Source organism: Gemmatimonadales bacterium (assembly GCA_036265815.1).
In the GTDB taxonomy this organism is placed as follows: Bacteria; Gemmatimonadota; Gemmatimonadetes; order Gemmatimonadales; family GWC2-71-9; genus CAVVWJ01.
In genome coordinates this window covers 170,889-197,159 of the sequence record DATAOI010000052.1, presented here as the reverse complement: position 1 = coordinate 197,159, position 26,271 = coordinate 170,889, and the positions used below count along the sequence as shown (strand labels likewise).

23 protein-coding genes are annotated in these 26,271 nt (G+C 68.5%); 10 read left to right on the top strand and 13 right to left on the bottom strand.

Annotated elements, in window-relative coordinates; all coding sequences use genetic code 11:
• Nucleotides 1-14: 14 nt before the first annotated feature.
• From VHR41_11935 to VHR41_11925, 3 genes are all read right to left on the bottom strand, one after another.
• Nucleotides 15-563 (bottom strand): putative glycolipid-binding domain-containing protein, encoded by a 549-nt coding sequence (locus tag VHR41_11935; GenBank protein HEX3234901.1) that lies wholly within the window; start codon nt 561-563, stop codon nt 15-17.
• Between the two features lie 78 nt (nt 564-641).
• Nucleotides 642-1,349 (bottom strand): HAD family acid phosphatase, encoded by a 708-nt coding sequence (locus VHR41_11930; GenBank protein ID HEX3234900.1) that lies wholly within the window; start codon nt 1,347-1,349, stop codon nt 642-644.
• 10 nt (nt 1,350-1,359) lie between these two features.
• Entirely contained in the window at nt 1,360-2,118 is a 759-nt protein-coding gene (locus tag VHR41_11925) for an SDR family NAD(P)-dependent oxidoreductase (GenBank protein HEX3234899.1), read from the bottom strand.
• A 116-nt stretch (nt 2,119-2,234) separates the two neighbouring features.
• On the opposite strand from VHR41_11925, the gene VHR41_11920 reads away from it, so the two are divergent.
• From VHR41_11920 to VHR41_11910, 3 genes are all read left to right on the top strand, one after another.
• Complete coding sequence (locus VHR41_11920) at nt 2,235-2,750, top strand: methylated-DNA--[protein]-cysteine S-methyltransferase (GenBank protein HEX3234898.1); 516 nt, start codon at nt 2,235-2,237, stop codon at nt 2,748-2,750.
• A gap of 68 nt (nt 2,751-2,818) precedes the next feature.
• Nucleotides 2,819-3,532, top strand: coding sequence for a 2OG-Fe(II) oxygenase (locus tag VHR41_11915; protein ID HEX3234897.1), 714 nt, complete (start codon nt 2,819-2,821; stop codon nt 3,530-3,532).
• Nucleotides 3,529-4,038: a hypothetical protein gene (locus tag VHR41_11910; protein ID HEX3234896.1), complete on the top strand. Its 510-nt coding sequence runs from the start codon at nt 3,529-3,531 to the stop codon at nt 4,036-4,038. The genes VHR41_11915 and VHR41_11910 overlap by 4 nt, the downstream gene beginning before the upstream one ends.
• A gap of 5 nt (nt 4,039-4,043) precedes the next feature.
• On the opposite strand, the gene VHR41_11905 is transcribed toward VHR41_11910, so the two are convergent.
• From VHR41_11905 to VHR41_11885, 5 genes are all read right to left on the bottom strand, one after another.
• Complete coding sequence (locus tag VHR41_11905; protein ID HEX3234895.1) at nt 4,044-5,627, bottom strand: serine/threonine-protein kinase; 1,584 nt, start codon at nt 5,625-5,627, stop codon at nt 4,044-4,046.
• Nucleotides 5,628-5,672: 45 nt separating this feature from the next.
• On the bottom strand, nt 5,673-7,265 hold the full coding sequence (locus VHR41_11900; protein HEX3234894.1) for an alpha/beta fold hydrolase: 1,593 nt from the start codon (nt 7,263-7,265) through the stop codon (nt 5,673-5,675).
• Nucleotides 7,262-7,879: an NAD(P)-binding oxidoreductase gene (locus VHR41_11895; GenBank protein HEX3234893.1), complete on the bottom strand. Its 618-nt coding sequence runs from the start codon at nt 7,877-7,879 to the stop codon at nt 7,262-7,264. Before VHR41_11895 ends, VHR41_11900 begins: the two co-directional genes overlap by 4 nt.
• A gap of 35 nt (nt 7,880-7,914) precedes the next feature.
• Complete coding sequence (locus VHR41_11890; protein HEX3234892.1) at nt 7,915-9,402, bottom strand: sulfatase; 1,488 nt, start codon at nt 9,400-9,402, stop codon at nt 7,915-7,917.
• A gap of 84 nt (nt 9,403-9,486) precedes the next feature.
• Nucleotides 9,487-10,992, bottom strand: coding sequence for an AlkA N-terminal domain-containing protein (locus VHR41_11885; protein HEX3234891.1), 1,506 nt, complete (start codon nt 10,990-10,992; stop codon nt 9,487-9,489).
• A 186-nt stretch (nt 10,993-11,178) separates the two neighbouring features.
• Here VHR41_11885 and VHR41_11880 point away from each other — a divergent pair, with 186 nt between their 5' ends.
• The 4 genes from VHR41_11880 (at nt 11,179) to VHR41_11865 (ending at nt 16,337) form a co-directional block, all read left to right on the top strand.
• Entirely contained in the window at nt 11,179-12,408 is a 1,230-nt protein-coding gene (locus VHR41_11880; GenBank protein ID HEX3234890.1) for a hypothetical protein, read from the top strand.
• Entirely contained in the window at nt 12,409-13,389 is a 981-nt protein-coding gene (locus VHR41_11875) for a hypothetical protein (protein ID HEX3234889.1), read from the top strand.
• Nucleotides 13,390-13,397: 8 nt separating this feature from the next.
• Nucleotides 13,398-13,967 carry a hypothetical protein gene (locus VHR41_11870; GenBank protein HEX3234888.1) on the top strand — a complete coding sequence of 190 codons (570 nt, stop codon included), beginning with the start codon at nt 13,398-13,400 and terminating at the stop codon, nt 13,965-13,967.
• A 111-nt stretch (nt 13,968-14,078) separates the two neighbouring features.
• Complete coding sequence (locus VHR41_11865; GenBank protein ID HEX3234887.1) at nt 14,079-16,337, top strand: DUF5916 domain-containing protein; 2,259 nt, start codon at nt 14,079-14,081, stop codon at nt 16,335-16,337.
• A gap of 58 nt (nt 16,338-16,395) precedes the next feature.
• On the opposite strand, the gene VHR41_11860 is transcribed toward VHR41_11865, so the two are convergent.
• Nucleotides 16,396-17,124, bottom strand: a complete 729-nt coding sequence (locus tag VHR41_11860; GenBank protein ID HEX3234886.1) for a class I SAM-dependent methyltransferase — start codon at nt 17,122-17,124, stop codon at nt 16,396-16,398.
• Between the two features lie 175 nt (nt 17,125-17,299).
• Here VHR41_11860 and VHR41_11855 point away from each other — a divergent pair, with 175 nt between their 5' ends.
• Both VHR41_11855 and VHR41_11850 read left to right on the top strand, forming a co-directional pair.
• A complete protein-coding gene (locus tag VHR41_11855) occupies nt 17,300-18,415 on the top strand; it encodes an exo-alpha-sialidase (GenBank protein HEX3234885.1) in 1,116 nt (371 codons plus the stop codon).
• Nucleotides 18,412-18,708 (top strand): MoaD/ThiS family protein, encoded by a 297-nt coding sequence (locus VHR41_11850; protein ID HEX3234884.1) that lies wholly within the window; start codon nt 18,412-18,414, stop codon nt 18,706-18,708. Before VHR41_11855 ends, VHR41_11850 begins: the two co-directional genes overlap by 4 nt.
• A 14-nt stretch (nt 18,709-18,722) precedes the next feature.
• On the opposite strand, the gene VHR41_11845 is transcribed toward VHR41_11850, so the two are convergent.
• Together VHR41_11845 and VHR41_11840 are read right to left on the bottom strand one after the other, a co-directional pair.
• A complete protein-coding gene (locus VHR41_11845; protein ID HEX3234883.1) occupies nt 18,723-19,811 on the bottom strand; it encodes a hypothetical protein in 1,089 nt (362 codons plus the stop codon).
• A gap of 29 nt (nt 19,812-19,840) precedes the next feature.
• Nucleotides 19,841-20,683 carry a class I SAM-dependent methyltransferase gene (locus tag VHR41_11840; protein HEX3234882.1) on the bottom strand — a complete coding sequence of 281 codons (843 nt, stop codon included), beginning with the start codon at nt 20,681-20,683 and terminating at the stop codon, nt 19,841-19,843.
• Nucleotides 20,684-20,782: 99 nt separating this feature from the next.
• On the opposite strand from VHR41_11840, the gene VHR41_11835 reads away from it, so the two are divergent.
• Nucleotides 20,783-22,480, top strand: coding sequence for a hypothetical protein (locus tag VHR41_11835; GenBank protein ID HEX3234881.1), 1,698 nt, complete (start codon nt 20,783-20,785; stop codon nt 22,478-22,480).
• Between the two features lie 52 nt (nt 22,481-22,532).
• Here the strand turns inward: VHR41_11835 and VHR41_11830 are convergent, their stop codons facing one another.
• Complete coding sequence (locus tag VHR41_11830; GenBank protein ID HEX3234880.1) at nt 22,533-25,625, bottom strand: protein kinase; 3,093 nt, start codon at nt 25,623-25,625, stop codon at nt 22,533-22,535.
• Nucleotides 25,626-25,724: 99 nt separating this feature from the next.
• Complete coding sequence (locus tag VHR41_11825; protein HEX3234879.1) at nt 25,725-26,207, bottom strand: hypothetical protein; 483 nt, start codon at nt 26,205-26,207, stop codon at nt 25,725-25,727.
• Nucleotides 26,208-26,271: the final 64 nt, after the last annotated feature.

Sequence of the window (26,271 nt, the reverse complement as noted above, 5' to 3'; positions counted from 1 at the left end):
CTCTCCTGACCGCCTCAGCCGACCTCCCACAGGCCCGGATAGGAATGGATGAACCCGGTCGGCGCAACCTCGAGCAGATCCGCGTACCCGACCGTCGGGGCCTCGTACCAGTACAGCATCTCGGAGCGCCGCTGGTAGCGCTGAGGCAGGACGCTCAGGCTGCCGCTCGATACATCCAGCCAGGCCACCGGTGCGTCGGCGCTCTGACCCGGGGCCAGACCGAGACGCCGGAGTTGCGGCAGGTTGGTGGCCGGAGTGAATCCTAGATCGAGATCGACGCATCCCTCCAAGCCCGGTACGACGATGCCGTTGACGGTCCACGCTCCGCTGACGCTCCGCTCGATCGCGAATTCGATCGGCCGTGCGCCGAGCCAGCCGTGGATCCGGGCGTGCCGGGTGCACCACTCGCGGTCGCATGTCAGCGAATAGCTGAGCAGCGTGGGAGCGCCGGATTCCCGGAAGACGGCGGTGCCGTCGAGTCGCCAACCGGCCTCGTCTTCCTCGAGGCGACAGGCATCATGGCCCGGAGCGTCCAGCCGTCGCCACAACATTGTCGCCGTCACGAGCTTTCCCTTCCGTTAGTCCGGACGCCAGCGCGGCAGCCTCAGCCGCTGTTCGATGACGCGTCGTCGTCAATGGTTTCAAGGGAGATAGTACACCGGATTCGGCAGCTTGAATGTCCGCTCCGCGTAGCCGCCCTTGAGGTCGCTGTCCTGATCCCCCAGCGCGAGGACGATCGTGTACCCTTGCTCGGTGAGCTTGCGTCGCTCGGGTGCCTTGAAGTCCACGGCGCTGGCGAAGTGCGCGCCTTCCGGCAGGACGATCACCCGGGTCCACTCGTAGCCCTGCTCCCGGAGGTTTCGCTCGGTCGCCTCCTGCAGGGCGGGAGGCCGGCCGCTGATGAAGAACACCGCCACTCCCAGCTCGCGTGCCCGGCGGGCCAGTGCCAGCGTCGGCGCGAGCGCTTTCGACTGGCCGAGGGCCTGCCATGCGCGGAGACCACAGGGACCTTGCTCGAGGTCACATCCCCCATTGACGACGCGCCCCCAGCCGTTGATCCGGTACGCCGGCCAGTTGGACAGCGACGTCTCGTCGATGTCGAGTACGATGGCCGGCCTCGCGGCGGTTCTCGCCCTTTCCTCCAGCCATGCGCGTGCCAGGGCGACGACTTTCCCGACATCGTCCTCGTACTGGCCGGAGCGGATGTACTCATCGACTTGCCGCTGGGCCTCAAAGAGATTCGGCGCGGGCGCGCTCGCGGGCGCTGGCGCACCCGCGCAGGCGAGCATGCCCGCCGCCGCGACGGAGAGAAGACCGAGCGGACTGAGGTAGGACGGCAGCCGTTTCATCGCTGTGTCCTTACGCGAGGACCGATCCGCCCGCCACATCCAGCACGATGCCGGTGATCCAGCCCGCGTCGTCCGAGGCGAGGAAGAGCGCCGCCGAGGCGACGTCCTCCGGCGTGCCCAACCGCCGGATAGGATGCTGCTCGACCAGCGCTGCCTGCTGGGCTTCAGGTATGCGCTGCCGGTTGCGATCAGTGAGAATCGTTTCCGGGGCGATGCAGTTCACCCGTATGCCGAACGGCCCCGCCTGGGCCGCGAGGTCCTGGGTGAGGATGATGACCCCGGCCTTGGCGGCGGCGTAGGGCAGCGGCGAGCCGGGATGCGGTCTCCGGGCCGCGGCCGAGGACATGGTAATGATGTTGCCGGTCTTTCGTGCCTTCATGCCGGGCAGGATGCTTTTGATCGTCAGGAACGTCGCCGTGAGGTTGTTGTCGAGCGAGGTATGCCATCCCTCCTCGCTGGTCTCCTCCAGCGGTCCCGGCTGGGTGAAGCTGCCACCCGCGTTGGCGACCAGGACGTCGATCGGCCCGAGCTCCTCCTCGATCCGCCGGCGCATCCCCTCGATTTCACTCAGTCTGGTGGTATCGGCCGCCACCTGGATGACCCGGCCGCCGGCCCCGACGATCTCTGCATGCACCGTGGCCAGGGCACCGGTATCCCGGCCATGGACCGCGACCTTCGCCCCCTCCCGGGCGAACACGCGGGCGATGGCGGCACCGATCCCCCGGGAGCTGCCGGTCACCAGCGCGACCTTGTCCTGTAGCGCACCCATGCCGAAGTGTAACCAGTCCCGGCTCGGCAGTTCGAGCGCAAGAATCGGGGTGCCGGAGGCGGGCGTCGCCGATAGAATGGTGGCTGGAACCACGGGAGCGCTATATGAGCTCGACAATGACAATGCAAACGGCCGAATCGATCCGCTATGCCGCGGGCCAGTGCTCGCTCGGGGCTGTGGTCGTCGGCACCAGCCGGAACGGCATCTGCGCCATTCTCCTGGGTGACCAGGCCGAGGACCTCGTCGCCGATCTTCGGGAGCGGTTCCCGGCGGCACAGCCGGCTGACGATGACCCGGAGCTCCAGCGGCTGCTGGCCAGGGTGGTCGGTTTCCTCGAGGCGCCTGCCCAGGGTCTCGACGTGCCGCTGGACCCGCGCGGCACGCCGTTCCAACGGCGGGTCTGGCGCGCCTTGTGTGAGATCCCGGCCGGATCGACCGCCACCTACTCGGACATCGCCCAGCAGCTCGGCGCGCCGAAGGAGGCGTACCTGGTGGGCGAGGCGTGCGCGGCGAATCTGATCGCCGTCGCCATTCCGTGTCACCGGGTGGTGCGAAAGGACGGCAGCCTCGCCGGCTATCGCTGGGGATTCAAGCGCAAGCGGGCATTGCTTCGGCGGGAGGGGGCAGCGTGAGCGGGGTGAGCGCGGCACCCGCCCCTCGGCCGGGAGCGGCCGCCGGTTCGGCCCCGGACGGCACGATCATGGCTCGCCCGATCGCGGGTCGCGTCGCCGGCCTGGACTGGCGGCGCCTCGGCGAAGAGCTCGATGCACACGGCAGCGCGGTCGCGCGCTCGGTACTCTCGCCCGAGGAATGTGGGCGCCTGGCGGCGATGTACGCCAGCGAGGCGCCGTTCCGCAGCAAGATCGTCATGGGGCGTCACGGCTTCGGACGGGGCGACTACCAGTATTTCGCGTACCCCTTGCCCGGGCCGGTGCAGGAGCTCCGCACCGCGTTGTACCCGCCGCTCGCCGAGATCGCGAACCGCTGGAACGAGGCGCTCGGCGTCGAGATGCGATACCCGGTGGACCATGCCGCTTTCCTGGATCGTTGCCATCGAGCCGGCCAGGCCCGTCCGACGCCTCTGCTGCTGCAATATGCGGAGGGCGATTACAACTGCCTGCACCAGGATCTCTACGGCGAGCATGTCTTCCCACTGCAGGTGGCCTTCCTGCTCTCGATGCCCGGCCGGGACTTCACCGGCGGAGAGTTCGTCTTGACGGAGCAGCGCCCGCGGATGCAGTCGCGGGTAGAGGTCGTAGCGCTCGGCCAGGGAGATGGAGTGATCTTCCCGGTGCATCATCGGCCGGTGCGAGGCACTCGGGGGGTCTACCGGGTCACCATGCGGCATGGCGTAAGCCGGCTCCGCTCCGGACATCGCCATACCATGGGCATCATCTTCCACGACGCCGAATGAGCCCGAAGGTGCTGCCCCCGCGGACGCGGCGGACGATCGCCGGGCTCTTCCTCACCCTGACCACCTGGAGCGGGAAGGCCGCGGCCCAGCAACAGCAGATCCTGGCCGACTCCACCCGGGCCCAGATTCAGACCGGCCTTCGAGCGTTCTATTTCAATCTCGCCCACCGGGATTGGGACGCGCTGACGGCGGATATTCTGCCTGCGAAGGTGGTGGCCCATCGGCCGGCGCCCGAGGTGCTGCTGACGAAAGCCGGGGCTGCTCGAGATGCCGCAGAGCGCTCGACGAAGGCCGATGATTCGGCGATGTGCCCCGCGGGGCAGGCGGCGCTTGTCGATCAGGCCGGCATCATTCTCGACGGCGACTGGGCGGAAGTGTCCGTCCCTCGTTGCGGTGGCTCGCCGGCGGGTGCGGATGAATTTCGCCTGATCCGTTTCGAGAGTCGGTGGCGCCTCGTGTACATCCGCCTGTTCCAGCAGCCGGTGAACGTCTCGACCGATCGCTGACGGAGCTAGGTGCCTTCGGCGGCCTGGGGATGATGAGCTGCCCACCACTCCCGAGCCCGCTCCTGAGTCCAGGCCGATGCGCCCTCGATCTCCGCCAGTCGGCAGGAAAGCTCCCTGGCCGACTGCGGTCGCTTGGCCGGGTCTTTGGCCAGGCAGGACAGCACCAGGTGGTCGAGTGCCGCCGGGATCGGCAACGCGCTCCGGGCAGACGGCGCAATCGGTGGTGTCTGGGCGTGCTTCAGCAGCAGCGCCATCTGGGTCTCGGCGGTGAACACGAGCTGCCCGGTCAGGAGCCAGTACGCCACGCAGCCGGTCGCGTAGATGTCGGCGCGTCCGTCCAGGCCGGATTCACCCAGCGCCTGCTCCGGTGCGATGAACTCGGGCGTCCCCTGCACCACGTTCTCCCGGGTGAGTGCCGGCCCCACTGCCACGTCCCGGGGTGCCGTCGCGATTCCGAAATCCAGGACCTTCACGAAATCGTATTCCTCACCGTAGCGACACAGGAAGATGTTGGCGGGCTTGATGTCACGATGGACCAGGCCGCACGATGCAGCCTCGGACAGTGAGTGACACACCTGGCGGATGAGGTAGACGACTCGCTCGGCCGGCACGGGCCCCGAGCGGCGCACCAGCGCATCGGCGTCGAGCCCGTTGAGCAATTCCATCACGTAATAGAACGCCCCGTCGTGGGCGACACCGAAGTCGAAGAGCTCCACCGTGTGGGGCGAGCGGAGGCGGGCGATGACCTGCGCTTCGCGCTCGAACCGCCGTAGCGCGTCCTGGGAGACTCCAGGGCGCCCATCCGCCGACAGGGAGCCTCGAATGAGCTTGATGGCGGCGGGGCGCGCCAGCATGCGATGGCGGGCGCGCCAGACTTCACCCATCCCGCCCTCCCCCAACTTCTCCTCCAGGCGGTAGCTCCCCAGGTCGCGCGCACGCTTGACCTCGGCGCCCAGGTGGTAGACCACCCGGGCACCCACGTAGGCCATGACCACCGCGAGGAGGTAGGGGAAGATGAGCCCGAAGAAGAACTGCGCCGGAGCCAGCGTGACCGAGGTGGCGCCGCTCGCGAGCACCAGACCGTTGATGACGGGAACCGAGCTGACGGAGGCCAGGGCCGCCAGCACCGCCCGGCGCGGCGAGGTCGGGACCACCACGGTGAACAACACCGTCCACACGGCGACCCACGAGAGCCCGATCATGCCGCGATGCATCTCGAGTGTCCTGGGATCGGCGAACTCGGCCGCGGCGATCCCGTAGCTGCTGGCCACCTCGAATGCCAGTCCGATGGTCATCACGGCAGGAAGCGAGACTCGAGTGCTCCCGATCACCGCCGCGACCAGCAGGGCGACGCTGATGCTGGCCACGCTCGGAAGCCACTGGATCAGGCTTCCCAGAAATATTGCCCGGTCATTCGGAATGACCAGCGCGGGGAAGATCCCGCCCAGGAAGAACACCAGGGCGTACAGCAATGCGAGGGTGCGGAGCCGTGCGGCGGACTGGCTGAGCAGATCGGCCGGCAAGGACGACGACATGCTCCGGGTGGGGTCGTCCTCGCCGGGCCGCAAGAGCGTCACGTACTCGGACATGCGGAGGCCTCCAATCCTGCGCGCGCGAGGTCGTCGGTCGCGCGGCTATGGTCCGGTCGACTGGCCGGTCCGCTCGAGGAAGTCGCGCATCGCCCGGGTGACCTCGGGCGTGTGGGAGAAGTACACGTAGTGATTGGCGCCATGCAGCTCCAGCACCTGTCCCGAGCGGAGGCCGTGCCGGAAGCGGGCGCGCTCGGTGGCGGCCCACCGTTGCAGCACCAGAGTGAAATGGCGCGCGGCGGCACGAGCGGCCGGCTCGAGGGTCGGCCAGGTGGGAAACACCTGGGGAGCCGAATCCGTCACCGCATAGATCGCGAGGGCGGGGGTGCGCACGGCCTGGTAATCCGGATGGCCGGTGCCCGCGATCACCAGCGAATCGATGCGGCCCGGCGTGACGTCCGCCATCAGCTTCCCCGTGCTGTCGTACCGCGCGATCGCTCGGAGCTGGGCTTCGGGAATCCGCATCCCGTACGCGCGGAGGAGATACGCCTGGACCGCCCCAGGCGCAGCCGAATCGGACGACAACATGGGCGGCGGCGGAGGACTCGCCTGCATCAGCGCCCGGACGCCACTGTGATCGTAGGCGGCGTCGAGATAGACCAGGCCGCTCACCCGCTCCGGAAAACGGCCGGCGAAGGCGGTGAGCTCGTCACCGGCAATCGAATGCCCCACGAGCGCCACACGAGACAATCGCAGCGAGTCCAGGGCCGCGCGGAGATCGGCCACCCGCGTATCCAGATCGTAGCCGGAGGGCGGCTGACTCGACGCGCCGTAGCCCCGGCGGGTGATGGCCAGTACGTGAAACCGGTCGGTGAATTCCGGCGCGAAATCATCGAAGCCGTGGGCAACGTCCTGCAGACCCGAGAGGAAGAGAAGCGGTGGACCGGAGCCGCCCCAGTCGAGCACCTCGAGCCGCACCCCGGGCCCGACCGGCACGAACCGCACCCGATGGGGTGAGGGATCCGTCCAGCTCACGGGCAGCTTCGCCCTCGCGCACAGGCCGCTGGGCGTCCAATCCGTCGCGAGCACCGACCGTGGCTTGGAGGCATCCTGGAGAATGAGCACCAGCGACCGGCGCACCGTGCTGCCGGTGCCGGTGAGCATCATCGGCTCTCCACCAGGAACCATCACTCCGCTGTCTCCCGCCCGTTGTACCAGCCTCCCCCGAGGGGTCTCCAGGCACTGCTCGCCCTCCAGGGTGTACCAGGCTTCCACGCCGGGATGCCGGTGCACCGGCGAGTGCATGCCGGGTCGGAAGACGCCCTCCATGTAGACCGCGGCGTGGGCCCCGGCGTCGACCAGGGCAAGCGGGCCGACCGTGGCGATGTGCTCGCCCTCGCGCGGCCCCCACCGGCTGCCCGCAATGGTGAAGAGCCAGGTCCGTCCCAGCGACTCGACCACCGTGCCACGTGGACCTTTCGCTGCCAGCGCTGCGGGACGGCTTGGGTAAGCGTCGATGTGCCAGTAGAAGGCGCTATCGCGGGGGAGGCGTCCCAGCGCCTCCCGAGCGGTGATGAAGCAGCCGAACTCCCGTCCGGCGCGCTGTGCCACCGGCTCGCAGCTTTCCGTCTGTGCCGCGGCGTTAGCCGATGGGGTCCCCAATGTCAGGATGACCAGCAGAGCCGCACCTCGCCTCACTGCGCCACCACCTTTCGGCTGCGAAACGACGTCGGATCGTCGATGCAGCGGAGCGTGCACCCCGCCACATCGGCCCGGGAAACCCGCGCCAGCCCCCGGATCGGGAGATCCTCCGCCATTCGGCAGTGGCCGCTGGGAGGGCCGTTGGTCAGGACGACCGGCGCCAGAATCGTCCAGTGGAGCCCGCTGGCCCGGACGATCGCTTCTCCGGCCGCCTTGTCGGCATAGATGTCGGCGAGCATCAGGCGGAACATCAGGCGAAAGATCCTGGGCGCGTGGGGCGCGCTACCACCCACCCCGTAGGCCGAGAGAAAGACCAATCGGCTGATTCCTGCTCGCTCCATCGACGTGACGATCCGGGAAGCCGACCGCGCAATGAGTCCCTCGGCCCGGAGCGACCCTCCCCGGCCGAGGGCGCTGACGACGACGTCGTGGCCCGGCAGAATCCGCGCGAGGACCTGATCGTCCGCCGCCACATCACCGCCGGCGGTGGTGAGGCGGGGATGCTGGAACTCGAGGCGCTCGGGCCGCCTCGCCAGCGCGGTGACCCAGTGGCCAGCCTCGATCGCCTGGGTGACGATCTGTCGGCCGGCCGGTCCGGTGCCGCCGAGCACGAGGATACGATGTTCCCCGCCAGCCCCGGGCCCGCTCAGGTGGGTCCCTGCCGTCCCCAGCGTCGGCTCGGCGGCGGCACGTTCAGGTTCCGCATCGGGGGAATCTTGCTGATGAACTGCACGCCCGTAGTCCGATCGGTGTTGTCGTCGCGCACTCGGTAGTCGGCTGGAAAGTCATCCGAATGCTCGATCCACTCCTGCAGCACTTTCGCGAGCCCGCGCACCTCGCCCGCGTACCCCGGATCGTCGGCGACGTTCCGGAGCTCCCACGGGTCCGCGGTCAAGTCATACAGCTCGAGGCGGGCGCGCGGGGCCTCGAACAGCCGCTGCTGTCCCGCGGTGAGCCGGCCAGCCTTCGCAGCGGCGCGGAGCGCCAGGAAGGAGGGGCTCTCCCCGATGTCGGCGGTGATACACAAGGGTAGCGCCGTGTACGCGTCGGTGCGAATCAGCTTGAAGCGCCGGGTGCGCACCGCCCGTTGGTGCTCGTCGCAATCGTGCCAGTTGCGTTCGCTGAACACGTACTCCCGGCCGGCATACGTGGCGGGCGCGGTGAGCAGCGGGCGGAAGCTCTGGCCCTGCATCGCGCGAGGCGCGTGGCCCCCGGTGAGATCCAGAATGGTCGGCGCCAGGTCGACCATGCTCACCAGTCCGCGGTCATAAATTGCCCCGGCCCGGATCACCGGTGGCCATGAGACGATGAGCGGGGTGCGGGTGCCCGAGTCGTACAGGGTTCCCTTCTCCCGCGGGAACGGCGCCCCGTTATCGCTGAGAAACACGATCACCGTCCGGTCGCGCAGCTTCCGACGGTCGAGCTCGTCCAGCATACGGCCGATCGATGCGTCCATCCTCGCGATCGCGTCGTAGTAGAGCGCGAGGTCGGCCCGCGTCTCGGGCGTGTCGACCAGGTGCGGCGGCACGACCGCCGCCGCGGGCGCGTGCGGATGGGACACCGCGCCTGGCCGGTACGGCCGGTGGGGGTCATGGAAGCCGACCCAGAGAAAGAACGGCCGGGCGCCTGCCGCGTCCAGAAAGCTCGGGAACGCGTCCGCCGTCTCCGGAGAGTACCACTGGAACTGCCGCACCCCATTGGGGCCGTAATGGGTCTTGGCCATGTGCCCGCTGAAGTAGCCCTCCGCCTGCAGAAACGACGGCAGGAGACGCTCCCCGGCCGGGAGCGGCATGTGGAGGTCCTCGGCACCGGTGGCATGAGGGTATTTGCCGGTGAGCATGCTGATGCGCGACGGGCTGCACTGCGGTGTGGTTCCGAAGGCGTACGTCGCCTGTATCCCCGAATGCGCCAGCCGGTCGATGTTGGGAGTGTGAACGGCGGCGTTGCCGTACGCCCCGGTGTCGCGCCAGCCAAGATCGTCCGCGACGAGCACCACGACGTTAGGCCGCGCCGGCGCCGGCGCGGGCACCTGCGCGGCGACGCTGGCGGACCGTGTCGCCATGGCCGCCAGCGCCAGGGCGGTCGTCAGGCCGGCGCGAGACCGGGTGAGTGGCCCGGCTCGCCGATGCCTCACGGCCGCGGGCGTCACTCGTCGGATCTCAGGGAGCTCATCCGGGTGGTGTAGATCCCGTGGACGCGCAGGAGACGCAGTCGCCAGCTATGCGGCCGCACCCGGTCCCTCGGCGTGTAACCAGAGGTGGAGTGCCGCGTACGCCCGCCAGGGTCGCCACTCCTCCGCTCGCGCCCGCAGCATCCGGGGGTTGGCCTCGCCCGCGGCGCGCTGCAGCACGGCGTCCGAGGCGGGGAAGGCGTCCGGCCAGTACATCGCGCGCATCACGATGGTGGTCGCCAGCCGCTCGCCGATTCCCTCGATCGCCCGCAGGGCGCGGTGCGCCGCGCCGACATCGCTGCCGGGGTCGAGCCAGAGCGGGCCTCCTGCCAGAGCGCGCGCCAGCGAGGTGAGGATTTCAGCCGCCCGCCGGGGCACGCCGAGCGCCAGGAGCCTCGGTGCGCCCGCCGCGGCTACGCGCCCGGCGTCCGGCGCGATCCGGCAGAGACCGGGATACTCCGAATCGATCGGCTCACCGAGCGCCTCGATCACGCGCCGCGCCGGCCCGGAAGCGGCCAGGCCAGTCCGGCCGCCGAGCACCGCGCGGAACGCGGCCTCGAATCCGTCGAGCGCGCCTGGAATCCTGAGCCCGGGCCGGCGCGCCACCAGCGCACCGAGTCCACCGCGCCGGAGATGTCCGTCCACCGCGACCGGCTCGGCGTCGAGGTCGAACAGATGACGGAGCCGCGCCAGCAGCGGCATGAGCACGGGCAGGAGTGACGGGGAGACGTCCACTCGGAGGTGCATGCGACCCTCCCCCGCGGCGTTCGCGGCGTACACCACGCCTCGCCTTCCTTCGAGCTGTATGGTACGAGCATAGCGCCCGCCCTCGACCAGCTCCACGCCCGGAAGCGCGTCCCGCCCGAGGAGCGCAACCAGAGTATCCCAGGCGAGCGGCGCCCGGTAGGCGAGTGTCAACCGTACCAGGTCGCCCGCGGGGCCGTCGAGTGCCTCTTGGCGCGCGCCGGCGCGGGGGCCCCGCCGCAGCGCGCTGGGACTCAGCCGGTATCGCTCGCGGAAGATGGAGTTGAACCGGCGCAGGCTCTGGAAGCCGCTGGCATACGCGATTCGGGTCACCGGCAGCGAGGTGTCGGCCAGCAACCGCTTTGCTAGCAGGAGGCGGTGGGTCTGCGCCAGCTCGACCGGCGACACGCCCAGCTCGCGCTCGAGCACGCGGCGGAGATGACGGTCGCTCACGCCCAGCTCGCGGGCGAGCTGGGTCACCCCCCGGCCGTTGAGCGCGCCCGCGCTGATCCGGTGCGCCGCCACCCGCGCGAGCCGCGGCACGGCGTCGATCAGCGCCCGTCCAGGCGCCAGCTCGGGGCGGCAGCGCAGGCACGGCCGAAACCCTGCGTGCTCGGCGGAGGCCGCGGACTGGAAGAACCGGCGGCGGTCGTGATACGACACACGAGCCGGGCAGACCGGCCGGCAGTAGATCCGCGTCGTCGTGATGCCCACGAAGAAGAGTCCGTCGAAGCGGGCGTCGCGGGCGTCGAGCGCGCGCTCGCACACATCCGGCGTCAGGTAGGTGAGGGGCGCGGCGGCGGTGGTCATGAGGGATAATGTACCCCTCGCGCGAGCCGCCTGGCTGGCCGGAATCGGACCTGCAATTCCGGCAGCCGGTGGATTCGAAGTCCGTATGCGGCCAGCGCGGGGCTCGGGCGCTCGATACGGTGGTGGAACGCGGGAGCGTCCGCCCGTCGGACGGCCTCCGCTCCGTTCCCACCACCGGAGAAAGTCATGCGATACATCTCGTGCGCCATCGTGATCGCCGCCCTCGGCGGCTGTGGCAGCGAAAGCCGGATCACCCAACCGATCGAATCCCGGTCCCAGCTCCAGGCAACCCCACAATACCATGTCGTCAAGCTCCCGTCACTCGGTGGGACGCTGAGCCGAGGGATGGCCATCAACAGCCAAGGCTGGGTGGCGGGCTGGTCCAACCTGCCGGATGGCACCCGGCGAGCGGTGCTGTGGCAGAATGAGACCTCGATTCTCAACCTGGGCACGCTCGGCGGCCCCGGGAGCAGCAGCACCGTGCCCTGGCCCGGGCTCAATGACCAGGGCATGGTCGTGGGGATCTCCCACACCAGCCTGGTGGACCCGCTGGACGAGCCGTGGGCCTGCGAGGCCGGAGGCTTTCTGCCGGCGACCACGAACCTCATCTGTCGCGGGTTTGCCGTGACGGATGGGGTGATGCGGGAACTTCCCCCGCTCGGCGGCTATCACAGCTTCGCGACCGGCGTCAACAACCTGGGCCAGGTGGTCGGGTGGGGAGAGACTCCGGTGCACGATCCCACCTGCTCGCCGACCGACGGGCAGGTCCTCCAGTTCCGCGCGACCGTATGGGAGCCCAAGAAGAACACCACCAAGACCCGGCAGCTCCAGCCCTTCCCCGGCGACTCGACCTCGGCGGCCACGGCGATCAACGATGCCGGACAGGCGGTGGGCATTTCGGGAGACTGCGACCAGGGGGTCGGGCGGTTCAGCGCCATTCACGCGGTGCTCTGGGAGAAGAACGGCAGGGCGATCCAGATCCCCAATCTGGGCGGGGTCACCTGGCATACCCCGATGGACATCAACGCCCAGGGCGATGTCGTAGGATTCTCCAATCCGCCCGGAGAGAGCCCGCTGGGCAGTTTCATCGCGCACGCCTTCCTCTGGATCAACGGAGCCGCCACGGCGCAGGACCTCCACACGCTTCCCGGCGACGCCTTGAGCGAAGCGCTTGCGATCAACTCCCACGGGCAGGTGGTCGGTGTCTCCTTTGGCGGCCTCAACGGGTCCCACGGCTTCCTCTACGAGAATGGTGGCATGACGGACCTCAACTCTTTCCTGGACACTGGGAACGGTGACATCTTCCTGTCCGCTCAGGACATCAACGATGCCGGGCAGATCACGGGGAGGGTCCTCGATGCTCCCACCGGTCATACCCTCGCCTTTGTGGCGACTCCGATCACGGTCCAGCCATAGATGAGCTTTGGATCCCTGTGGTCTCCCCAGTTCTTTCGGCGGGGCGTTCGTGCCTCCTCCCTTGGAGCCGTCGCACTCCTTCTCGGGGGCACGCCTCGCGCATCCGGTCCCGAGCTCTATGGCGCCGGTCTCTTCTCCACCGGGCAGTGGGATTTCTTCATGGCCTTCTCGCCGGACCAGCGGCTGGTGCTCTTCTGCCGGGCCAACGATGATTTCAGCGCGTACGACATCTATGAGACCGGGCGGGACGCCGGCGAGCCCTGGCGGGCTCCGGCCAAACCCGCGTTCGCGACGTCGTGGAGCAACGCCGACCCGCATATCTCGCCGGACGGCCGCACCCTGTTTTTCATCTCCAACCGTCCGGGGCCGGGCGATTCCGTGCCCTCCAAGACCTACGACATCTGGACCGCAACGCTCGAGTCCGGCGGTCGCTGGTCGGAGCCACGCCGGCTGGGGCCTCCGATCAGCCTGCCTGATGCTGACGAGTGGTCTCCTTCGGTGGCCGCGAACGGGGATCTCTATTTCGGGAGTGACCGGCCTGGTGGCAGCGGCGGCCTCGATCTCTATGTCGCTCGTCGGGTGAAGGGGGTCTATCACACGCCGGAGAATCTGGGCTCCACGATCAATTCGGCCTCAGGCGAGGTGGAGCCCTGGATCGCGCCGGACGAGAGCTATCTCATCTTCAGCGCCCTCGGACGCTCCGACAGCACCGGCCGCTACGATCTCTACCTGAGCCGCCGCTCGGGCGGAGCCTGGCAGCGGCCGGTGCCGCTTTCCGGCGTCAACACCCGCTGGAACGAGTTCAACCAGAGTGTCTCGCCCAACGGGCAGTGGCTCTACTTCAGCAGCACGCGGCCGTACGGGGGCCCACTGGGCGAGCGATTCGACGTGCCACGGGACGAGGCGAACGTCGCGGGCATCGGCAACGGAAAGGGAGACATCTACCGCATCCCGACGCGGGACCTCGGGTTGGCTCAGTGAGGCCAGCGGTGCCGAAGCGTAGAGACGTTCGCCCAGCGGCCACATGCCGCGCCGGACTCGCCTTCGCGCTGCTGGCCACGTCGATGGCGGTGACCGCGGGGCGGGCGCAGGACAGCACCCCCGGCAAACCAGCCGCACCCTGTGGCGCTCCTGAGTTTCACCAGTTCGATTTCTGGCTCGGCGACTGGGACGCCTTCGACGCCGCCGAGCCGGGCAAGCTGGTGGCCCGGAACCAGGTCACCCCGATGCTCGGCGGCTGCGCCGTGCGCGAGGTCTATCGGCAGAGCGACGGTCTGGTGGGCGAGAGCTTCAGCACCTACGACGCGTCGCGGGGCCGCTGGCACCAGAGCTGGGTCACCAACCGCGGCACGCTGTTGCTGCTGGACGGTGGCTTCGAGGGAGATCGCATGAGGCTGACCGCCACCCAGACGTCGCCGGCGGGAACTGAGTCGCTGCTCCGCGGTGTGTGGTATCGCGCGGGCGCGGCCGTGCGGGAGACGGTGGACCGCTCGACCGACGGGGGGAAGACCTGGAGCTTGGTGTTCGACATTCTTTTTCAAAGGCATGGCAAGCACTGACGTGTCGTCATCAGGCAGGAAACCCACCCCTCAGTCTTCCCGTAGTTTGCAGCAGCGCTATTTTCTCTGCGGTCGCCATTCGGCCCCTTTTCGACTCCAACCCAGTGGATCGTGCTCGCGCTCCTCCTGCTCCTCCAGGATCCTGGCGCCGTCGTCGAGGGCAAGGGGTCGCCCACCGCGAACATCCCCCGCCTGGAGACCTCGATCCAGATCGACGGGAGTCTCGACGAATCGGCCTGGACGCAAGCCACCCGGCTGACCGGGTTCTGGCAATATCAGCCGGTCGACGGCCGCTCCGCCGAGGAGGAGACCGAGGTCCTGGCCTGGTACGCGCCGGACGCGATCTATTTCGGCATCATCGCCCACGATAAGAATCCAGCCGCCATCCGCGCCACCGTCGCCGACCGGGACAATATCGGGAACGACGACCACGTAGTCATGGACATCGATACCTTCCACGACCGTCGGCGGGCCTTCTTCTTCGGAGTGAACCCGCTGGGCGTGCAGAGCGACGGGGTCCGGAGCGAGGGCGCCGGTCAGGTCAGCAGCCTGATACCCGGCAGCGTCGACGCCAACCCGGACTTCACGTGGGAGTCGAAGGGCCGCATCACCGATCAGGGGTACCAGGTCGAGATCCGCATCCCGTTCAAGAGCCTGCGCTATCCAGGCAGCGGACCGCAGACCTGGGGCTTCAACGTCCAGCGGGTGACCAAGCGCACCGGCTACGTCGATGCGTGGACCAATCTACGCCGGGCCAACGCCAGCCTGCTCGGCCAGGAGGGCGCGATCGGCGGGCTTCACGACCTGAGGGGTGGGGTCGCGGTGGAGGCCCAGCCCTTCGTGACCGCCACGGCCAACGGAAGTCGTGTTGCCGTGAGCGGAGCGTTCGACCGGGAGAACATCAACCCCGACGCCGGACTCAACCTCCGCCTCGGCTTCACCAGCTACGCCCTCGACGCAACCCTCAACCCGGACTTCAGCCAGGTGGAGAGCGATCAGGGTCAGGTGACCGTGAACGAGCGATTCGCGCTCTTCTTCCCTGAGAAGCGGCCGTTCTTTCTCGAAGGCATCGAGCTCTTCGGCTCGCCCCAGACGCTGGTGTATACCCGCCGGATCCTCAACCCGAAGGCCGGGGCCAAGCTCACCGGAAAGTTCGGCCAACTCGGTGTCGCCCACCTGACCGCGGTGGACCAGACCGACGCCGGTGACGCCTGGTTCAACATCACCCGTCTCCGCCGGGACTTCGGCAGCAACTCCATCGCCGGCGTCACCTTCACCAACCGCGACCAGTCCGACGCTCACAACCGGGTCTTGGCGGGCGACTTTCGCTATGTCTGGAGCCTCTATTACACCCAGTTCCAGTACGGCGCGTCCTGGACCAGCAGCGATAGCGGCACCCTCCGGGCGCCGATCTGGCAAGCCGAGTTCGACCGCACTGGCCGCTCATGGGGCTTCAATTATCTGGTGAACGGCCTGGGTGACGGATTCGACGATCAGGCGGGCTTCGTCAACCGGCTCCGTAGTGGAGTCGTCACTGCCCACGCGTACAACCGCTTCACCCTGTACGGCGCCCGCGGCGCGCCGCTGGAGAACCTCACCGTCTTCTTCGGCCCCCAACGGATCTGGCTGTACGATCATTTCGGTTTCGAGCCCGGACTGGAGGGCAACGAGCAATTCGATGCCACCTTCCAGCTCCGGGGCGGGTGGGAGTTGAACGGCCACCTTGAGCGCGACTTCGTGGACTTTCAGGACAGCACCTTCGCGAGCTACACGGTGGGCAGCGCCGCGGGGCCCGCTTATCGCCCGGCCGACGACTTCTCCGGTTTCGTATGGCAGGCAAAGGTCACCACCCCCACGTGGCGCCAGGCAGGCGCCAACCTGATGTACCGGAGCGGGCGGGCCGCAATATTCAAAGAGGGGGCCACGGGACGTGGCTGGCAGTTGATCGGCGAGATGGATCTCCGCCCCACGTCTACCGTGCGGGTCACGGCCACGGGAACGGCCTTCCGGCTGTTTCGCCTCGACGGCAGCGAGTTCGCCCGCTCGATCATCCCCCGCCTCAAGCTGGAGTACCAGCCAAACCGGGCCCTCTTCTTCCGGGTGATCGGGGAGTATCGCTCGGAGCGCCAGGCCGCGCTCCTCGACCCCGTCACCGGTGGCTCGCTCCTCGTCTCGGGCGTGCCCCAGCCGGCCACCGACTTCAACGGCCTGCGGCTCGACCTTCTGGCCTCGTTCGAGCCGACGCCGGGTACGGTTGCCTTCCTCGGCTACGGCAGCTCGCTCGAGAGCGACCGGCCGTTCAACTGGTCCCGGCTGGAGCGGGTGAACGATGGCTTCTTCGTGAAGCTGGCATATCAGGTGAGGCGGTAGGGCTCGGCAGATCAGAGTGCCCGCCGAGAAATCGGTCGCTGAGCCGCGGAAGGTCTCGTTACCGCCGGGTGCCGAGGAAGATCTCCCGTCCGAACAGGTCGACCGAGCTGCGCGCGGCCAGCCCGGCGTCGGCCAGCCACTGAAGCCATTGGGCGTGCGCGAAGAGGCCCTCCACGTGCCGGTCGTACGCCGCGGTGACCGTCCCATCGGCGGCCCGGAGCAGGAAGGCGTAGTCGACGAGATAGGTGTCGTCCGCCGGATCGGGGTCCCACGACCACTCCAGATAACGGAGCCCTCGCCCGTCCACGGCGTCGTGGCCCCCGTGGTCCGATCCCGGAGCGAAGGTTTCCCGCACATGGTCGGGGATGACGGCCACCGTGCCTCCGGGGCGGCAATGTCGCGCCGCGGTGTCCAGCGTTGCCTGAACGTCCGCGGGCTCGGTGGCGTACATGATCGCATCGTGGATGAGCACCACGTCGAACTCCCGGGCAAGCCGGAGCGATCGCATGTCGCTCAGCAGATGCTCGCATTCGGGATTGAGCGCCCGGCTCACCGCCAGCATGGCCGGTGCCCGGTCGGTCAGGGTCAGCCGGAAGTGGCGCTTGAGGTGATAGGCCAGGCTTCCCCCGCCTGCGCCGAGCTCGAGCAAGGTGGCCGGCCGTGCGTCCGGGGCTGTGTCCAGGCGGAGGAGCAGGTCGGCCGCTTCCGCCTCGTAGTCGCTGGGCGGCGAGAGCAGTGGCCACCAGCCGGCGAGATCGTCGTACAGGCGGGGCAGCTCGGGTATCATGGCTCGCAACTTATGCTCGTTGCCCCGGCCCCGTCAGCGTGGGGCCGACCGGTGCCCCCGGCCCCCCTGCGTCGGTTCCTGATCGCAATGTCGATTTGACACCTGCCCGTTCGACGAGACATTAGGACTGCCGGTGCTCACGGACACTCTTCAGAGGCTCAGCAAGGAGCAATCGATGAGCGGCGTACGGGTATTGGTCGGTACACGGAAGGGCGCATTTGTCTTGACCTCGGACGGAACCCGTGATCGGTGGGACGTGAGCGGACCCTATTTCGCCGGATTCGAGATCTACCACGTCAAGGGGTCGCCCGCCGATCCGAATCGGCTGTACGCCTCTCAGACCAGTGGCTGGTTCGGGCAGCTGCTCCAGCGCTCGGACGACGGCGGGACGACCTGGGAGCCGGTGGGCAACGAGTTTGCCTACGACGGCGTTCCCGGCACCCACCAATGGTACGATGGCACCCAGCATCCCTGGGAGTTCAAGCGAGTCTGGCATCTCGAGCCGTCGTTGAGCGATCCGGACACGGTCTATGCCGGCGTGGAAGACGCCGCGTTGTTCCGCACGGTCGACGGCGGGCGGAGTTGGCAGGAGCTGGCCGGGCTCCGGGGCCATCCCTCGGGACCTCGCTGGATGCCCGGCGCGGGTGGCATGGGGCTGCACACCATCTTGCTGGATCCAACCCATCCTGGCCGGATATTCATTGCCATCTCGGCGGCCGGGGTGTTCCGCAGCGATGACGCCGGCGCCACCTGGCGGCCGGTCAATCAGGGCTTGCGGTCGCAGTACATTCCCGATCCGAACGCCGATGTCGGCCATTGTGTCCACCGGATCGCCATGCATCCGTCACGACCAGGCGTGCTGTTCATGCAGAAGCACTGGGACGTGATGCGGAGCGACGACGCCGGCGAGTCGTGGCAGGAGGTGAGCGGCAACCTGCCCACCGACTTCGGGTTCCCCATCGACGTGCACGCCCACGAGCCCGAGACTATCTACGTCGTCCCCATCAAGAGCGACTCCGAGCACTATCCGCCGGAGGCCAAGCTGCGGGTCTACCGGAGTCGTACCGGCGGGAACGAATGGGAGGCGCTCACCCAGGGTCTCCCACAGAAGGACTGTTACGTCAACGTGCTGCGCGACGCGATGGCGGTCGATTCGCTCGATCCCTGCGGCGTCTATTTCGGCACCACCGGCGGGCAGGTCTACGCCTCGGCCAACGCGGGCGATAGCTGGGCACCCATCGTACGGGATCTTCCGGCCGTGCTGTCGGTCGAGGTCCAGACACTGGCATGATCCGGGTGACGCTTCCCTACCATCTGCGGACCCTGGCGCAGGTCGGTGACGAAGTACGATTGGAGGTTCCGGGTGCGGTCACGCTTGGCGCCGTGCTCGACGCGCTCGAGGCGAGCTATCCCATGCTGCGCGGCACGATTCGCGATCATGGCACCCACCGGAGGAGGCCTTTTCTGCGCTTCTTCGCTTGCGAGCAGGATCTCTCCCTGGAGCCGCCGGACGCGTCGCTGCCCGATGCGGTCGCCTCGGGGGCGGAGCCGTTGATGGTCGTGGGAGCGGTGGCCGGCGGCTAGCCGCTCCCGAATCGTCAGTGTTTCCCGCCGAGCCGCACGATGGCCGAGTCGACCCGGCGTCGAAGCCGGGCGATGGTATCGGGGGTCATCTTCGATCGCACCGATCGGTACGTCTCGAGCGCCTCCACCTGCTGGCCGGCAGCATCCTCCAGCCGGGCCAGGTGGTACTCGTAGAGGAAACCCTTCGATCCCGGATAGTCGGTGTTCTGGAAGGCCCAGCGGTACGTCGCCACCTGCTCGGGCGGCGGGACGGCCGCGAACAGCGGGCCGACCGACTCATTGGGCGAGGAGACGAAGCGCCAGTAGTAAGCGTACCAGATCTGGCCCAGGTCGCTGGGATCGATCGGCTCGTTGGCCTTCCTCATTTCGTTGGCTACCCGGATCATCTCGGGATCTCCCGTCCCCTCCGGCATCTCCTGGAGCGCGGCGAGCTGCAGCCCCCGGACATACGCGCGCTCCCTTGCGGTCTTGAGGGCAGCCGCGAAGTGCCGGTTCGCGTCCTCCAGCTCTCCGTGGTTCCACATCATCCAATGCGCCAGCATCGCGTGCGCGTACACGTTCTGAGAGTCCGCGGCCAGGGCCTGGGTGTAGCGCGCGGCGGGGTCGAGGCCATTCTGGCCGTCACGCCAGCGGAGAAAATCGGCCCAGCCAAGGTGCGCCAGAAGATCGGCCTTCCTGGTGCCTGCTGAAGTGACGGCGCCGCGGCTCAGTACCGGGACCAGCAGGTCCACGATCGCGGTGAACGGCGTAGCCTCCTTGGTGCCGTGGATGTCGTCGAGCCACGCCATGGCGAGGTCCTCCTGGGCTGTCCGAACCTTGGATTCGCTCGCGCGCAGTTCGGCTGCCTTCTCCAGGCTGAGCCACCCCGACCGATAGTCTTTCGCTTCCCGCTGCAGCTTCGCCGTCGCGATCAGCTCCGTGACCTGGCGCTGGCGGTCACGGCTCTCGGAGATGAGGACGCTGAGCTGGCGGAGGCCGAACACGAGCGAGAGGACCGCGGTGGCGCCACCCACCCATTTAAGCACGGTTCCGGGTCTGCCGGTCGAGCTGGGCGTGCCATCTGCAGCCGGTCGCGCGGGCTTTTCCTGCTTCGCTCTCGACATGGCCCTCACCTCGTGGGGATGAACCAGTTCTAGGTGGGCTTCTCGGCCAGGTAGGCGAACCGCGAGAGGCGGTGTTCGACGGACAGGGTGTGCACGCACCGCAGAAACCGCTGCAGACCAGCGAAGGTGGCTTGTCCTTCTCTGGCCACCAGCGCCTCCTGGTGTCGGTCTCGCGCATCGTGCCAGCGCTCGGCCACCTCGGCGGCATTGGCGGTCACGTCCTCCGTGTTCCGGATGACGAAGCCGGCCTGGCGCAGCAGCTTTACGTTCTCCCCCGGAGGAACGAGGAGGTAGAAGCCGATCGAGCTCCGGGTGGCCAGCTCCTCATGGGATACGATTCCGGTGAGCACCATCGCGTCGGTAAAGAGAGCGCGCCCACCGGGGCGCAACACCCGGTACCAGTCGCGAAGCGTGGCGAGGCGTCCACCGATGTGGCACATCGCGTCGTTGGAGACGATCGCGTCGAACCGGTCCTCGGGAAAGGGCAACGGGCGGCTGGCATCCACCGATTGGAAGTGGGCCCGTGCCGCGATGCCGCGAGAATCGGCGAGCCCGATGGCGTTCCGAACCCCGTGCTCGTTGATATCGACTCCTGTGATGTGGCAGCCGCGCGCAAGGGCCAGGTAGACCGCTGGACCCCCCGATCCGCTGCCAACCTCCAGGACCTCCGACCCGGCCCCAATCCCGAGCTGGTCCGCGAATCCGAGCCACTCCCGGGCGGTCAACCAGCTGCTCTGGCCGAGGTCCTCTCCATAGGTTTCCTGGCGGACCGCCGCCTCGGCGCTGCTGGCGAAATCAGCATACACGTTGTCGTACAGATTGATCGAGCCGTGGGGCACGGTATCTCCAGCGGACGCGAGATCAGCTGCCATGGCCATCCAGATCCTGATGCACCGCGCGGACCATCGCTAGGAGTGGGACGGCTCCATCTTATGATGGAGACGGGAGGTCGGCCAGTCCCCGAAGGAGCCATGATGCAATCGCGACGGGACGAGAACGTGAGAGATCGTGTGCGGCGCTGGACCAAACGATCGCGCGGTATCCTGCTCGCGACATCGCTTGGCGCCTGCTCCGCGCCCCCCGCCCCGCCCTTGCCCGCCCGCGCAACCCTCGCCGCGGCCGAGTCGGCCTACGCCGCCTTGCGAGATCTGCGCGACCACATCGACGTCACGCAGTCGGCGGGCGGTAGAGCCGCCGCTGGGGCGTCGCTCGCCGCGCTCATGTTGCGGCACGACTCCCTCCGGGAGCGGGTCGCCGGCCGTCTGGCCGCGCTCGACTCGACGGCGCTCACCGGCGAAGACGCCCGCGCGCTCGGCGTCATGCGCCGGGCGCTGGCGAACGATCTCGGGCCTCTGTCGGCAACCGGTTTGCCCGACGCTGACTCCGCCCCGCGGCGCCCCGACTGCGCCTACGATGCCGGCGCCATCGCCGCACTTCCCAACGGCCTCGATTGGCTCCGCTTGCGTCTCTACGCCTGCTACGGGTGGGCCCAGTCCCATGTGGTGCTGGGTGCCGACACGCTCGACCGACTCTCGATACTAGGAATGCTCGCCCGGACCGATGACCCGGCGCGCCGGCGGGAGCTTTTCCTTTCCCTGCAGCCCGTGTGGCGCAGCATCAACGCCGCCGGCGCCCCGGCGAGCCCCTACCGCCGGCTCATCGCGCTGGAGGCCAAGGCACGGCAGGGCGGCGAGTCTCCGGAGGCTGAGCAGGCGCGCGGGGCCGGCGTGCCGCCCGACTCGCTGGAGCGCTGGCTGCTGGCGATTCTCCAGACCTGGCGTGACGCAACCGCCGATTCCTTGGTCGAGCCGTGGGATTGGTACTACGAGACCGGCCGCACCAGCCGGGCGCTCAGCCCTCGGATTCCGCGCCAGCGGCTGGCTCCGCTCAACGCGGCGGTGTACCGCGCGCTGGGGGCCGATCTCCAGGCGCTTCGCGTCCGGTACGATCTCGAGTCGCGCGAGGGAAAGACGCCGGTCGCGTTCACCACCTTCGGCGGACGATATCCCAGCATCCAACCATGGGTGTTCGCCACCTACCGCGCCGGCGGCCTCGACAACCTCAACGAGCTGCTGCACGAGACCGGTCACGCCGTCCATCTCGCGGCGATCCGCACCCGCCCGGCGTTCCTGGACTGGCCCGACAGCGATCCGTTCTCCGAGGCCCTGGGCGACTTCATCGCACTGGACGTGTACGAGCCTGCCTGGCAACAGCGCTGGCTGGGCGATTCGGTGCCCCTGGCCGATGCGATCCGCGGGCGGTATGGCGGCATCGTGTTGGACGTAGCCTGGGCGCTGTTCGAGCGGCGGATGCTGCGCGAGCCCGGCGCGGACCCGAACGAGGTGTGGACTCACCTCACCCGCGACTATCTGCGGATCAGGCCGCATTCCGAGCTGTCCTGGTGGGCCATGCGGGGGCAACTGGTGGACGCGCCAGGGTACATGATGAACTACGCGGCGGGGGCCATACTGATCGCGGCCATCCGCGCCCGCACTCGAGAGCTGCACGGGCCCTTCGTCACCGGCGATTCGACCTGGTACGGATGGCTAGCCCCGCGACTCTACCGCTTCGGCCTGGAGCGCCCCTGTCGCGAGGTGATCGAGGCGTTTCTCGGCGGCCCGGTCACGCCGGCGGCGCTGCTGGAGGACATGCGCCGGATGCGACGCTGACGGTACCTCCTGGCAGGGGCAGCCTAACACGCCGCGGGTCGGCCAGACGCCGTCAGCGGGCTCCGGTTTCACCCGCCAAGGCGGCCATCCGCTGCTTCACCTCTTTCACCTGGGGCTGCAGTTCGGCATCGGCGTCCTGCCAGAGCCGGATGAAACGGCCGTAGTACTCCAGCGCCTTGTGCTTCTGCCCTTTGCCTTCGTACAGCTCGCCCAGCCGCTGGTAGGAGTGGGCCAGGTCCCACTGGTCTCCTGTAATTGACTGCAAACCCCTCGGGTTGTCGGCCGCACGCTGATAGACCGCCAGCGCCGAGTCGGGCTGGCGGGCCAGATCGTAGGCCCGGCCCTGGTCCGCCAGGGTGCAGTTGGTGCAGCCGGAGTTATCCCAGGCCAGCCGGAATGCTGCCACCGCATCCTGTGGCCGTCCTTCGGCCAGCGCGACATAGCCGGTGGCAGTACCTCCGAACGGTTCCCCCCGGCGCTGCCCGACCGGCACCAGCGCATCGTACTCCTTGAGCAGTGCCCGAGCCTTGGTTGCTTGGCCGGCCACGGCATAGGCTATCGCGACCTCTGGATAAGGCCGATCAAGGGCGGGCATGCTCGCCAGTGGGTAATGGGCCAGTGCCTGATCGAGCAGGTGGACGGCGCCGGCCTGATCACCCCGGTAAACCGCCCGGGCCCTGGCCAAGTCGGCTGCGCCCTTGAGATAGTCGTTCGGCAGTCCCCGTCGCTCTCCCGCCGCCATGAAATCCCGCATCGCCTGTTCGGACTCGGCCAGCCGCCCCTGGGTCAGCGCGATGGCGCTTCCGGCCAGGGCCACGGCGGACTGGTCCGACGGATCATGAGACAGGGCCGCAAACCGCCGCAGCTCGGCGCGCGCGCTGTCGTATTGGCCGAGTGACGCGAAGACGCCGACGCCCACTCGGTGCAGGAAAATGCTGGCCGAATCATGGCGGGCAAACTCCGCCAGCGAGGCTCGCGCCTCCTTGAACTTGCCCTGGCCTAGTTGGGCTTGAATCAACTGGCCGTAGATGTTGCCCGTGCCCCCCTGCTCCTCGATGTACCGCCTGGCGATCGGCTCGGCCTCGGCCCAGCGCCGGCGCCTGCTGAGCACGTAAGACAGGTTGTTGGGGGCGATCGGATCGTCCGGCTTGAGCTCGAGAATGGCCCGATACGCACTGATCACCTTGTCCGGGTCGAAATTCACCTCGTCGAAGTAGTACGCGGTGGTCTGGTAGCGCTCGATCTCGGTCAGTCGATCGCGGTGCTCGTACGCCCTCGTCGTCGCGGCCACCCGCTGGGCCTTACTGCCGCCTGCATTACCCAGCGCCACCGCCAGCTTCCGCCAGGCCATGGCAAAGCTTGTATCCAGCGCGATTGCCTGCTGCAGCAGGGTGATGGCCCGGTCCGACTCGCCGTTGTCGCTGGCCCGGGCGCCCTCGGAATAGAGCCGCAACGCCTCCAGCGACCTGGTCGTCACCTGCTCCAGCGGCTCGTTGGCGCGAATACTCTTGAGCGACTCGCCGATCCGCTCCCGGACCCGCTTGCTCAGCCGATCGATCGCCGGGAGGATTTGCCCTTCGTCGTTGGCCGTCTCCCGCACCGCCGCCAGCTCGGCTCCATCCACGGCCGCCACCAGTTTGGCCGAGAGTACCAGGCCCTTGCCGATGGGACTGATCTCTCCCACCACGACGGCCTTGGCGCCCTCCCGCAACGCCACTTCGCGCGCGGCGGCCGCGTCGAGCGGCTGCCGGGAGTCCCGGTTCATCCGGGCCAGCGCATCGCCGACTGTCGAGCTCCCCAGCACGCTGACTACCGGCGACTGGGCGATATCGATCCGGAACGCCTCGGTCACCGATTGGCTCAGCGTCGAGTCTGCGGCATGGCTGGCGAAATCGGCCACGATGAGCTTGTCCCTGGGCGCCAGCTTGCCGGACGCCACCAGGGTCCCCACGGGGCCGATACCGAGGAGCCGCATGGCGGTGTAGATCACTGTGCCGGTCGTCAGCACCCCGAAAGCGGCGGCACCACCCAGCGCGGCTCTCCGCCAGGTGACGTGGCGCTCGAGACCCTGCTCACCGGTGGCCGTGAGCATCCCCCTAGTCCGACCCACCGCCCGGCGGCGCTCGACAATGCCCGTGCCGATCATAATGGGGAGACCGAGCAGCAACAGCAGCCCGGCTCCTCCCAGCACCCAATTGGGTAGGCCGAGCTGAATGGTCAGGAAGTACACGAGGCCCAGCACCGCGGCCGACACCAGCAGGAACAGGCCTCCGACCCGGAGCGGATGACCGTATCGGTGGTCGGGACGAACCGCTGTGGTCGGCTGCGTCTGGGTTGGGGTGATCCCGCCGCTCGACATCGCCAGCGGCTCCAGTTGCGCCAGCAGCGCCTCGGCGGTCTGCCACCGGTCGGCTGGGCGCTTCTCGAGGCACTTCATGATCACGGCGGAGAGCGCCGGCGGGCAGGCCGGGCGGAGGGAAGTCAGCGGCTGCGGAGCCTGGGTCACGTGGGCGGCCAGGATCTCCTGGCTGCTCATGCCGGTGAACGGCGGTCGGCCGGTCAGCATCTCGTAGGCCATCGCCCCGACGGCGTAGATGTCGGCCCGATGATCGACGTTGGGATCCGCCGCCGCCTGCTCCGGTGCCATGTAGGCCGGCGTGCCCAGCGCGACGCCAGCGGTGGTCATCTGCTGCCGGCCGGTGGCCTCGCTCACGGCCTTGGCCACTCCGAAGTCGGTGATCAAGGCGTGGCGTTCGGCCAGCATGACGTTGTCGGGCTTCATGTCCCGGTGCACCACCCCGCGCCGGTGAGCATGCGCCAGGGCGTCCGCGACCTCCACCAGGATCCTGATGGCCTCGGGGATCGGCAGCTCGCCGTGGTGGGCCAGCCGCTCGCGCAGCGACTCGCCATCCACGAACGGCATGACGTAATAGAGGAACCCGCCGGCCTCGCCGGAGTCGAGCAGGGGCAGGATGTGGGGATGCTGCAGTTGCGCGGCGATCTCGATCTCGCGGAAGAACCGATCGTTGCCTAAGGTCGCGGCCAGCTCGGGCCGGAGCACCTTTACCGCGACCTTTCGACGGTGCTTCACGTCCTCTGCGAGGTACACCGTGGCCATTCCGCCCATCCCGATCTGGCGGTCGATGGCGTAGCGGTCGGCCAGCGCGGTAGTCAGCCGCTGTTCAGGGCTGGGCAGAAAGGATCCCGGTTAGATGGCGACCCCCTAATATGGCCATCACGTCGATCACGGCGCGCGGGTGCCCTCGGACCGCAGGTTGCGCACCGAGTCGGGGCCGCTCGTTGCATATCGCGCCACGGTCTTGCTCACCAGCTTGCCGTCCTCGAGCCGACTGACCATGCGGGTCCTGACCTGGACACCCTTCCGCAGCGCGCTCTCGAACGGGCCGGCCTCGGTCACCAGACTGTCGCCTTCCACCGCGACAACCCGCACCGGAATGGGCTTCCGCTTGGGGAACGTCAGCTTCCAACCCGAGCTGTCCGCGGTGGCGAGCAGCTCGTAGGTCAGCAGCGTGCTGTCGCCGGTTTCCGCCATCGTGCGCACGGTCCACTTGCCGGCGAGATCGGAGAGCGAGAGCGCGCGCGGCGGCGCCGGGGTGGCTTCTGCCGCGGGTGCGGCCGCCGCCGTCGTATCCGCGGCGGGTTGCTTGTCGGACTTGGTGCAACCGATGAGGACGGCCGCGCCGCAGCACGCAAGGACGAGGCGCATCGCACCTCCTTTTGACAAGTGACCGTGAAGCGCTGGATGGCAGGTTGGTGAACCAACTTACGCG